We start from the raw sequence: 9,800 nt of genomic DNA, 5'->3' as shown, positions 1-9,800 counted from the left end.
CGCCGCCGGGCCACCCAGCCGGATCCAAACACCCTCACACACACCACCCACGCGGGGTGGAGCAGCCCGGTAGCTCGTCAGGCTCATAACCTGAAGGTCACAGGTTCAAATCCTGTCCCCGCATCCAGATCCCCCCACGATCCTGCACGTCTTGCCCATCCGCCGCCCTTGCTGCCAAGGTCGGGCATGGAGGGAACAGCCATGGCAAGACTGGCGGGAAAGGTCGCCATCGTCACCGGCGCGGGGACCGGCATCGGCCGCTGCACGGCCGAGCTTTTTGCCCGCGAGGGCGCGAAACTCGTCATCGCCGAGATCGACACGCCGAGCGGCGAGGAGACCGCGCATCGCATCGTCCGCGCGGGCGGCGACGCCATCTTCCTGCAGACCGATGTCGGCGAGCCGGAAAGCATCGCCGCCACCATCCGCCGCACCGTCGAGCATTACGGCGGGCTGCATGTGCTGCACAACAATGCCGGCGGCTCCACCAGCATCGACAACACCGTGATCGAGGCGCCGCTCGAGGAGTTCTGGCGCGCCATCCGCCTCGACCTCTTCGGCACCTTTCTCGGCTGCCGCTTCGGCATCCCGGAGATCATCCGCTCCGGCGGCGGCTCGGTCATCAACATGGCCTCCGTCGTCGCGCTCATGGGCTTCCCCGGCCGCGACTGCTACACTGCGGCGAAGGGCGGCGTCGCGGCACTGACGCGCTCCCTCGCCGTCGAGTTCGGTCCCAGGCGCGTGCGGGTCAACGCCATCGCGCCGACCGTCACTCTCACCGAGCGTGTGCGCGGGTTGCTTGCCGGCAATGCCGCCATGCAGGGCCTCGCGGAACAGCACCTCCTCGGCCTCGGCGAGCCGCTCGACATGGCGCAGGCCGCGCTCTACTTCGCCTCCGATGACAGTCGCATCGTCACCGGCACCATCCTGCCGGTCGATAGCGGGTTGGTGACCGTCTGATGCCCGCCCCCACCCGCATCGGCTTCCTCGGCCTCGGCCAGATGGGCGCGCCCATGGCCGAGCGCCTGCTCGCGGACGACGTGCAACTGCATGTCTACGATCCGCGCCCGGAGGCCATGGCGCCCTTCGCCGCCCGCGGCGCGACCGCCTGCGCCTCGCCCGTCGCCGTCGCCGATCGCGCCGAGATCGTCTTCGCCTGCCTCCCCAACGGCAAGGTGAGCGAGGCGGTGGCGCTCGGCCCCGATGGCGTCGTCCATGGCAAGGCGCTTCGCCTCTATGCCGAGATGTCGACCATCGGCCGCGCCACCGTGCAGCGCATCGCCGAGGGGCTGGCGCCGCGCGACATCGCCATGGTGGATGCGCCGATCAGCGGCGGCCCGGCCGGGGCGCGGGCGGGCACGCTCGCCATGCTCGCCGCCGGCGACCCGGCGGCGGTCGAGCGGCTGCGGCCCTGGCAGCTCCGCATCGGCCGGCAGGTCTTCGTCCTCGGCGAGACGCCGGGTCAGGCGCAGGTGATGAAGCTGGTGAACAACCTGCTCTTCGCCGCCAATGCCGCGACCGCGCTCGAGGCCTTCTCGCTCGGCGCCAAGGCCGGGCTCGATGCCGATGTCATGCTCGAGATGGTCAATGCCGGCACCGGCCGCAGCTTCGCCACCGCCGGCTTCCTGCCGACGGTGCTGAGCGGCGAGCGGCGCTTCGGCGCCAGCATCGGCGTGCTCGACAAGGACGTCACCCTCGGACTCGAGGAGGCGCGCAGCCAGGACGTGCCGATGTGGGGCCTGGAGCAGGCGGCGCGGCTCTGGCGCTTCGCCGCCAGCCAGGGCATGGCCGGCGAGGATCTCGCCCAGCTCGCGCGCCTCATCGAGGGCTGGGCCGGCGCCGCCATCCGCGGCCGTTGATCATCCGTCGCCGCGCGTCGCCAGCCAGGCGGCCGCGGCGATATCGGCCTGCGAGGGCAGCGGCGCGGCCTCGTCGGTCATCCAGGCCAGCACATCGCCGATGACCACGGCGCGGTCGAGGTCGCGCAGCAGCAGGTGGTGCCCGTCGCGGTAATAGGCGAAGCGCAGCGACGGCCGCCGCGGCAGGGTCTCGATCAGGCGGCGCATCGGCGCATCCGGCACGATGCGGTCATGCGCGCCATAGAGGATGAGCGCCGGCCCGGCGAAACCGGCTGCCGCCCGCAGCGCCGCATCCATCAGGTCGACCAGCCCGTAGACGAGATCGACGCGGAACTCCTTCGCCGTCAGCGGGTCGCGCGACCAGCGCCGCAAGGCCTCCTGGTTGTCCGAGGGCGAGAAGCCGGGCGCCGCGCCGCTGAACCCCACCGCCGGGATCAGCCGCGCGGCGAGATCGAGCGTCGTGCGGGAGAAGTCGCTCATGCTCGCCCGGCCGCGGATGCCGGGGGCGAGCAGCACATAGCCCCGCGCCGGCAACGCCTCTGCCTCCGCCTCCTTGATGGCCCCTTCGGCCGTGACCAGCGCCACCGCCGCGCCCATGCTCTCCCCCATCAGGAAGACCGGAACGCCGGGATGCCGCGCCGCGACCAGCCGCGTCACGGTGCGGCAATCCGCGGCGAGGGTCGCGGTGCCGGGCCAGAACCCACGATGCGGCGCCGCGCCGAAGCCGCGCTGGTCATAGGCGTAGAGCGCGACTCCCGCCGCGGTGAAATCCGGCGCGGGCAGGGCGAAGGCGTTGCGCGAGTAGTCGCCGAAACCGTGCAGCCCGACCAGCACCGCGCGCGGCGGCGGCGCCGGCAGCCAGGCCTCGTAGGGCAGCCTCGCGCCATCCGCCATGACGAAGGCTCCGCCATCGAGGCGCGGCGCCTCGATCGCCGGCCCGGCCGGCATGACGACCGGCGTGCAGCCGCCGAGCGCGCCACCGAACGCCCCCAAGGCGAATGCCGCAAGGGACCGTCGCCGCATGCCACGCCGCATCGGCGCCGCTGCGTCGCCTGCCGTGCCGCCGGTCGTCATCCGCAAGCGTCGATCCCGGCCAGCCTCATGCCCGTCGCCGGCGGGCTGCGCCGCACCGGCACGCCACGGCCATCGTCACTCCGTCTTGCGGCGCACCCAGTCGCCGGTGCGTTCCATCGCACCGCCCGTCGCGGTTGCCGCGCGGTCGATGGCGGCGCCGGTCGCCGTTCCGGCGCGGTCGAGCGCCTCGCCCGTCTGGGTGGCCGGCTTCCGGCTCTCGCAGCCTGGCAGGGCCGCCAGGGCAAGAAGGCCGAGCAGGAAGGAGCCGCGCCGCGCGCGCCGGATCCATGATGCAGCCTGCGTGACCATGTGCTGGCGTCAGCTCCCCATCGGCATCGAATGTCCGGCGCCGGATTTCACCTGCAACCTGCCGGGCTGGCAAGCGCGAACATGCCCGTGGCAGACAGGGCGCGGGCCCGCGTTATAGGCTGGCCGCGGACCGGGCCGGGACCGCTGCATGCTCCGCTGGATCGAAGGCCACCTCGCGCGCAGCGTGCTGATCGCCCTGGCCGTCGCCTTCCTGATCTACGAAGTGTCGGCGCTCGGCTTCGCCTATTCCGCAGATGCCTTCGTCACCACCGATGTGGTGGTGGTCGCCCCCGAGGTCGCTGGCCGCATCCTCGCCCTTCCGGTGCGGGAGAACGACCGCGTCGCGCCCGGCGCGCCGCTGCTGACGATCGAGCCGACGCCCTACCGCCTGGCCCTCGCCTCGGCCGCGGCCTCGCTCGAGCTGGCGAAGCGGCAGCAGGATCTCGGCGTCGAGGCGGTGGAGGAGGCCGAGGCCGGCATCGCCTCCGCCCAGGCGGTGGCCGCCGATGCCGGCGCCGTGCTGGACCGGGAGCGCAGCCTGCTGCGCAGCGCCGATGTCGCGGAGCAGCGGGTGGATGACGCGCGGCGCGACCTTGCCGTGGCGGAGGCGAATCTCCGCCGCGCGACCGCCGCGGCGCTGTCGGCGCAGCGCGCGGTGCAGGTGCGCGCGGCCGAGGTGGGCGTCGCGGCGGCGGCGCGCGACCGCAGCCAGTACGAGCTCGACCGCACGCAGCTCCTGGCGCCGGCAGGCGGCCGCATCGCCGCCTTCGAGGCTCGCATCGGCCATTGGCTCGAAGCCGGGCAGGCGGTGATGGCGCTGGTCACCGATGCCAATTGGCATGTCGTCGCCAATGTCACCGAACGGCATCTCGGCCGGATCGCGGTGGGACAGCGAGCCTGGGTCATGCTCGGCAGCGATCCCTGGCGGCCACATGCCGGGCGGGTCCGCAGCATCGCCCCGGCCATCGCCCGCAGCGACGCGCCGGCCGGCGTGATGCCCTATGTCCCGCCGCAGACCGATTGGGTGCGGCTGCCGCGGCGCTTTCCGGTGGAGATCGAGGTGCCGGGCCTGGCCGCCGACATCCCCGCCTTCCGCGGCGGCAATGCCCGGGTGGTGATCCTGCATTGAGGCCCGCGCCCGGCGATGCGCCATCGACCGAAATGACGCGGGCCGGGCTGGCGGCGGCGCTCGGCGTGGTGCTGGCGGTGCTGCTGGCGGTCCGGCTCGGCCTCGAGGATCCCTGGTGGGCGGCGATCTCGGCCTGGATCGTCTCCGGCCCCGACCGCCGTGCGGTGCTGGCGAAGGGTGGGCAGCGGATCGCCGGCACGCTGCTCGGCGCCGGCGGCGGCTATCTGGTCGCCGGACTCGCGGCCGGCCAGCCCTGGTTGCAGGCCATCCTGCTCTTCGCCCTCGGCGCCTTCGGCACGCGGCAACGCTTCGGCGCTCGGCGCTTCGCCATCGCCTGGTTCTACGCCGCGGTCACCGCCCTGCTGGTGCTGATGCAGAGCCTGGGCGCGCCGGGCGACCTCGATGCCTTCGCCCGCGCCCGCTGCCTCGAGATCCTCTGCGGCGTCTTCGTGGCCACGCTCTGCGAGCTCGCCCTCGTCGCGCCGGTCCCGGCCACGGCGCCCCGGTCACCGACCCCGGCCGCCCCGCCGGCGGATGCCGCGCGGCTGGCCCTGATCGGCGGTCTGGTGCTGCTGCTCGTGCCCCTGGCCTGGGCGCTGCTCGACCTGCCTGCGGCGACGCAGATGGCTGTCAGCGCCTTCATCCTGATCGACCGTGATCTCGGCACCCAGCAGGCGCGGGCGCGCCAGCGCCTGCTCGGCTGCGCCATGGGTGGCCTGCTCGGCCTGCTCGCGATGGGGCTCGGCGCCGATGCGCTGCTGCCCTGGGCGGTGGGCCTCGGTGGCGGCCTGCTGCTCTTCGCCCGGCTGCACCATGGCGGCGGGCCGCAGGCCTATATCGGCACCCAGGGCGGCGTGGCGCTCGTCATGACGATGGTCAGCGGCACCGGGCCACCCGACTCGCTGGTCCCGGCCCTTCAGCGCCTCGCCGGCATCGGCTGCGGCACGCTGCTCCTGCTGCTGGTCTCGCGGTTGCTTCTTCCGCCTCGCCCGGCCTCGGCCGGGCGGCGCCGGGGCGAAGCCCGGCCGAGTCAGCCCGTGGCGTAGAGGTCGAGGCTCGCGGCCAGCTCCTCCCATTGCCGCAGCGTGCGCTGCACCGAGGCGCGGAATCGCGCCGGCTCCTCATAGCCCGGTATGGTGTCGATGGCGCGCAGCCGCTGCAGCATGCCCGGTGCGGTCGCCACCTTGCGGAAGGCCTCGGTCAACCGCTCCAGGATCGGCGCCGGCACCCGCGCCGGCGCGAAGAGGCCGGTGAAGCCGGTGAAGTCGAAGCGCCGCGAATAGCCGAGCTCGATCAGGGTCGGCACCTCGGCGGCGAGGGAGGGCACGCGATCCGGCCCGCCGGTCGCCAGCGGCCGGATCCGCCGCAGGCGGATCATCTCGCCGGAGGCGGTCATGCTGTTGAAGCTGCCATGGAAGCTGCCGGCCAGCAGGTCCTGCAGCATCGGCGCCTCGCCGCGATAGGCGACCTGGGTGACCTTCAGCCCGGCCTCCTGCGCCAGCAGCACGGCATAGGCATGGCCGGTCGAGCCCTGGCCGTAATTGCCGAAGGCGAGGTCGCGGCCGCGGCCCCAGGCGACGAACTCGGCCAGGCTGGTGACGGAGGCCGGCACGCTCGGCCCGACGCAGAAGGTGATGGCGGTGGTGCCGAGCCGGCCGACGGGGAAGAAGTCGGCGACCGGATCGTAGGGGAAGCGCCGGAGGGTCACCGGCGCCTGCACATGGGTGGTGATGTTGTAGAGAAGCGTGTAGCCGTCCGGCACCGCCTTCGCCGCGACCTCGGTGCCGATCAGCCCACCGCCGCCGCCGCGATTCTCGATGATGATGGGCTGGCCGAGTTCGGCCTGCAGATCCTCGGACACCATGCGCGCCCAGACATCGGTGCCGCCGCCGGCCGGGAAGGGCACGATCATCCGGATCGGCCGGTCCGGATAGCGCTCCTGCGCCCGGGCCTGGCCGGGAATGACGAGGGCAGGAATGGCAAGGCTTTGGGCGGCGAGGCCCAGGACGGTGCGACGATGCATGGCGATCCTCCCGCGGATGCCGCTCTCCGGCGGCTGCCGGGCGGAAGCTTCACCGATTCGGCCGGCGCAACGGCAGCGGAATCGGCGCGCGCCGAAGATCGTGAGTACCGTCTGCTTCCCCTATCCCTCCGCGGTCAGGTTCAGCCGGTCGACCAGCCCCTGCCAGAAGCGCAGATAGGCCGCGACATCGGCGCCGAAGGCCACGGGGTCGAGATACTGCGCGATGGTGTCCATCTCGGCGAGGCGGCGCAGCACCTCCGGCTGGGCCATCGCGTCGCGGAAGGCCCCGGCCAGGCGCGCCAGGATCGGCGCCGGCACCTGCACCGGCGCGAAGAGGCCGACGAAGCCGGAATTGCCGAAATAGTCGGGATAGCCGAGCGAGACGAAGCTCGGCAGCGCCGGCAGGCTCGGGATGGGCATGCTGCCGATCGTCGCCAGCGGCCGGATGCGGCCGGCGCGGATCTGCTCGCCCGAGCCGGTCATGGAGTGGAAGGCGCAGTCGACGCGGCCGCCCAGCACGTCCTGCAGCATCGGCGCCTCGCCGCGGTAATGCACCGCGGTCATGTCGAGGCCTTCGAGGTCGGAGAGGGCCTGGGCGAAGGCATGGCCTGAGGAGCCCGGCGAATAGGTGCCGTAGGAGAGCTGCCGCCCCTTCGCATAGGCGACGAAGTCCTTGAGCGTCGTCACCGGCATGTCGGCGCGGACGCAGAAGGGCAGGGGCGTGGTGCCGAGCTTGCCGAGGGGCGCGAAATCCTCGACGCGATAGGGCCAGCGCCGCAGCACCACCGGCGTCTGCACGAAGCTGGCGATGTGGAACAGGATGGTGTGGCCATCCGGCGGCGCGTTCTTCGCCGCCTCGGTGCCGATCATCCCGCCGGCCCCGGCGCGGTTCTCGATGACCACCGGCTGGCCGAGGCTGGCACCCATCGGCTCGGCAACCAGCCGGGCCCAGATATCGGTGGCGCCGCCGGGCGGCAGCGGCACCACCATGCGGATCGGGCGGTTGGGAAAGGGCGCCTGGGCGCGCGCCGGCGCGGCAAGGCCGGCAGCCGCGAGTCCCAACAGGCCACGACGCAGCATGGACGTCTCCTGCACAAAGGAATGGCCGTCTGCGCGGCCCCGGGCCTGCAGGCTGGCCGAGGGCGCGGGGCGGCACAACCCCCGCGCTCGCGCCCGGCGGTGCGCTACTCGGCCGGCACCACCGCCGCCTTGCGCCCCATCTGCGCCGCGCCCTGGGCGCTGCCCATGCAGAGCAGCGACAGGCCGAGGAAGCCGGCGATCACCGGCAGCACCAGGCCGGGATGGCCGAAATCGATGAGCAGGCCGAGCGGCACCGGGGTGATGGCGCCGCCGAGCGGCAGGCCGGCGGAGACGAAGCCGAAGACCTTGCCGATCTGGCCCGGCGGGCAGGCATCCTTCAGCATGACGTCGCGCGGCGTGCGCGAGGTGCCGAGCGCCAGGCCGGCGCAGACCGCGACCACCGGCAGCACCGCCTCGGAGAGCGGCACCAAGCCGGGCAGCAGCAGCAGCGCCATGGCGACCAGCGTCAGCACGGTGACGAGGCCGGCGAGGTTGCGCTTGCTCTTGTCGGCGATCCAGCCGCCGACCAGCGTGCCGCCGGTCGCGCCCATCATGTAGCCGGTGAGCGCCGCCGAGGCGGCCAGCACCGGCGTGCCCCAGAGCTTGCCGAGCACCGTCACCAGCCAGGACTGCACGCCCGAGCCCGCCATGGCGCTGAGCAGGAAGAAGGCGAAGAAGAGCAGCATGGGCCGGCTGAGCAGCAGCTCGCGCCCGCCGGGCCCGGCCTCCTTCGCCTTCGCCTTGGCCTGGTCATGCAGCACGCTGCTCTGCAGCAGGATGGCGAGGACCACCGGCACGCCGAGCAGGCCGACGGTCAGCAGCGCCATGCGCCAGTCCATGACCGAGAGCAGCAGCGCGATGGTCGGCGGCGCCAGGGCGAAGCCGAGATTGCCGGTGAAGGTGTGCAGCGCGAAGGCGCGGCCCATGAAATTCTTACTGACGCTGCCGGCGAGGATCGCATAGTCGGCCGGATGGATGACGCTGTTGCCGATGCCCGACAGCACGGCGAGCGGCAAGATCATCCAGAAGGCCGGCACGAAGGCCATGGCGGAGATGGAGAGCGCCATCAGCAGCGTGCCGCCGACCAGGAAGGGCCGCGCCCCCCAGCGGTCCACCCAGAAGCCGACCGGCGTCTGCAACACCGCCGTGGTCGCGCTCATCAGCGCCACGGCGAGGCCGAGCGTGGCGTAGGAGACGCCGAATTCCTGCCGCCAGACCAGGAAGAGCGGCGGCAGGCAGAGCATGTAGAAATGCGACAGGAAATGGCCGGTGCCGATCAGCGCGCAGATCCGCGCGTCGCGGGGGCCCGGCGCGGCATGCGGCGCGGCGGGAAGGCTTGGGCTGGTCATGGGCGACCCCGATGGCGCGCCGCCCCGGATCGGGCCGGGGCCGCGCGGGCGATGTCCGGCCCCATCCGGTTACCCCTGGCGCCGGCGCCGCGCAACCGGCATCACGCCGCCGCGGCGAGGCCGGGATCGGCGAGGCTCTCGCGCAGGAAGCGCATCAGCGGCTCGGCCAGCGGGCTCTGGCCGCCGGCATCGCCGAACAGGCACATCTCCACCGTGCCGAGCGGCGGCAGGCCCGGCAGCTCGACCAGGCCGGGCGGCAGGCCGCTGCGGCCGAGCACGCTGAGCGCGAAGCCGGCCTGCGCCGCGGCGGCGACGCCGAGCAGGCTGGCCGAGGTGTAGACCACCTCGAAGGCGAGCCCGGCCCGGGCCAGCGCCGCCAGGGCGCGGTCGCGGAACATGCAGCCCGGCGGCAGCATGGCGAGCGGCAGCGCCCCGCCCTCGGGCGGCGCCCAATCCGGGGCGGCGACCCAGACCACGCTCTCGGTCCAGATCGGGCGGCCCGCCGTCTCCCCGTCCCGGCGCTTGCCGAGCACCAGGTCGAGCGCGCCCCGCTCCTGCGCCGCGCGCAGCTCATGGCTGCGGCCGACCTCCACCTCCAGCCGCACCTCCGGCCAGGTGCGGGCGAAGCGGGCGAGCAGGGGGGCGAGGTTGCGCGGCACGAAATGGTCGGCGACGCCGAGCCGGAAGCGGCCGGCGACCGGCGGCGCCACCAGCCGGCGCACCGCCTCGTCGTTCAGCGCCAGGATGCGGCGGGCATAGGCGAGCAAGGTCTCGCCGTCGCGGGTGAGGCCGGTGCTGCGGCTCGTCCGCTCGAAGACCCGCCGCTGCAGCAGCTCCTCGAGCCGCTTCACCTTCAGGCTGACCGCCGACTGGGTCAGGCCGAGCGCCTGGCCCGCGGCGGTGAAGCCGCCCCGCTCCGCCACGGCGACGAAGCAGCGCAGCAGGTCGAGATCGAGATCGGGGATGCGCATGGCATGAGA

The 9,800-nt window shown here is 73.4% G+C and carries 10 protein-coding genes and 1 tRNA gene; 5 read left to right on the top strand and 6 right to left on the bottom strand.

The window, feature by feature from the left end:
- The first annotated feature begins 50 nt into the window (after positions 1 to 50).
- From HJG45_RS26325 to HJG45_RS26315, 3 genes are all read left to right on the top strand, one after another.
- Positions 51 to 127, top strand: a tRNA-Met gene (locus HJG45_RS26325).
- A gap of 74 nt (positions 128 to 201) precedes the next feature.
- Entirely contained in the window at positions 202 to 957 is a 756-nt protein-coding gene (locus tag HJG45_RS26320) for an SDR family NAD(P)-dependent oxidoreductase (RefSeq protein ID WP_171616696.1), read from the top strand.
- Entirely contained in the window at positions 957 to 1,856 is a 900-nt protein-coding gene (locus HJG45_RS26315) for an NAD(P)-dependent oxidoreductase (RefSeq protein ID WP_171616694.1), read from the top strand. Before HJG45_RS26320 ends, HJG45_RS26315 begins: the two co-directional genes overlap by 1 nt.
- On the opposite strand, the gene HJG45_RS26310 is transcribed toward HJG45_RS26315, so the two are convergent.
- Together HJG45_RS26310 and HJG45_RS26305 are read right to left on the bottom strand one after the other, a co-directional pair.
- Positions 1,857 to 2,849 (bottom strand): alpha/beta fold hydrolase, encoded by a 993-nt coding sequence (locus HJG45_RS26310; protein ID WP_171616692.1) that lies wholly within the window; start codon positions 2,847 to 2,849, stop codon positions 1,857 to 1,859.
- A gap of 156 nt (positions 2,850 to 3,005) precedes the next feature.
- Positions 3,006 to 3,239 carry a hypothetical protein gene (locus HJG45_RS26305; RefSeq protein ID WP_171616690.1) on the bottom strand — a complete coding sequence of 78 codons (234 nt, stop codon included), beginning with the start codon at positions 3,237 to 3,239 and terminating at the stop codon, positions 3,006 to 3,008.
- Between the two features lie 148 nt (positions 3,240 to 3,387).
- Here HJG45_RS26305 and HJG45_RS26300 point away from each other — a divergent pair, with 148 nt between their 5' ends.
- Positions 3,388 to 4,368, top strand: coding sequence for an HlyD family secretion protein (locus tag HJG45_RS26300; protein WP_171616688.1), 981 nt, complete (start codon positions 3,388 to 3,390; stop codon positions 4,366 to 4,368).
- Entirely contained in the window at positions 4,365 to 5,414 is a 1,050-nt protein-coding gene (locus HJG45_RS26295; RefSeq protein WP_171616686.1) for an FUSC family protein, read from the top strand. The genes HJG45_RS26300 and HJG45_RS26295 overlap by 4 nt, the downstream gene beginning before the upstream one ends.
- Here the strand turns inward: HJG45_RS26295 and HJG45_RS26290 are convergent.
- The 4 genes from HJG45_RS26290 to HJG45_RS26275 all read right to left on the bottom strand — a co-directional run bounded on the left by HJG45_RS26290 (position 5,399) and on the right by HJG45_RS26275 (position 9,791).
- Positions 5,399 to 6,391 carry a tripartite tricarboxylate transporter substrate binding protein gene (locus HJG45_RS26290; protein WP_171616684.1) on the bottom strand — a complete coding sequence of 331 codons (993 nt, stop codon included), beginning with the start codon at positions 6,389 to 6,391 and terminating at the stop codon, positions 5,399 to 5,401. The genes HJG45_RS26295 and HJG45_RS26290 overlap by 16 nt on opposite strands.
- A gap of 120 nt (positions 6,392 to 6,511) precedes the next feature.
- On the bottom strand, positions 6,512 to 7,471 hold the full coding sequence (locus HJG45_RS26285; protein ID WP_171616682.1) for a tripartite tricarboxylate transporter substrate binding protein: 960 nt from the start codon (positions 7,469 to 7,471) through the stop codon (positions 6,512 to 6,514).
- A 104-nt stretch (positions 7,472 to 7,575) separates the two neighbouring features.
- The gene (locus tag HJG45_RS26280; RefSeq protein ID WP_171616680.1) at positions 7,576 to 8,820 is read right to left on the bottom strand and encodes an MFS transporter; all 1,245 of its coding nucleotides are present in this window, start codon (positions 8,818 to 8,820) and stop codon (positions 7,576 to 7,578) included.
- 101 nt (positions 8,821 to 8,921) lie between these two features.
- On the bottom strand, positions 8,922 to 9,791 hold the full coding sequence (locus tag HJG45_RS26275; RefSeq protein ID WP_171616678.1) for a LysR substrate-binding domain-containing protein: 870 nt from the start codon (positions 9,789 to 9,791) through the stop codon (positions 8,922 to 8,924).
- Positions 9,792 to 9,800 lie beyond the last annotated feature (9 nt).

Origin of the sequence: Roseicella sp. DB1501 (assembly GCF_013112485.1) — a bacterium.
Taxonomy (GTDB): domain Bacteria; phylum Pseudomonadota; class Alphaproteobacteria; order Acetobacterales; family Acetobacteraceae; genus Paracraurococcus.
Note: the sequence above shows the minus strand (reverse complement) of the source record. Positions and strands in the feature narration are given on the sequence as shown.

Excerpts from the sequence above, each read along its gene's own strand:
- HJG45_RS26320 (WP_171616696.1), top strand. The coding sequence starts at position 202 with ATGGCAAGACTGGCGGGAAAGGTCGCCATCGTCACCGGCGCGGGGACC.
- HJG45_RS26315 (WP_171616694.1), top strand. The coding sequence starts at position 957 with ATGCCCGCCCCCACCCGCATCGGCTTCCTCGGCCTCGGCCAGATGGGC.
- HJG45_RS26305 (WP_171616690.1), bottom strand. The coding sequence starts at position 3,239 with ATGGTCACGCAGGCTGCATCATGGATCCGGCGCGCGCGGCGCGGCTCC.
- HJG45_RS26300 (WP_171616688.1), top strand. The coding sequence starts at position 3,388 with ATGCTCCGCTGGATCGAAGGCCACCTCGCGCGCAGCGTGCTGATCGCC.
- HJG45_RS26290 (WP_171616684.1), bottom strand. The coding sequence starts at position 6,391 with ATGCATCGTCGCACCGTCCTGGGCCTCGCCGCCCAAAGCCTTGCCATT.
- HJG45_RS26285 (WP_171616682.1), bottom strand. The coding sequence starts at position 7,471 with ATGCTGCGTCGTGGCCTGTTGGGACTCGCGGCTGCCGGCCTTGCCGCG.
- HJG45_RS26280 (WP_171616680.1), bottom strand. The coding sequence starts at position 8,820 with ATGACCAGCCCAAGCCTTCCCGCCGCGCCGCATGCCGCGCCGGGCCCC.
- HJG45_RS26275 (WP_171616678.1), bottom strand. The coding sequence starts at position 9,791 with ATGCGCATCCCCGATCTCGATCTCGACCTGCTGCGCTGCTTCGTCGCC.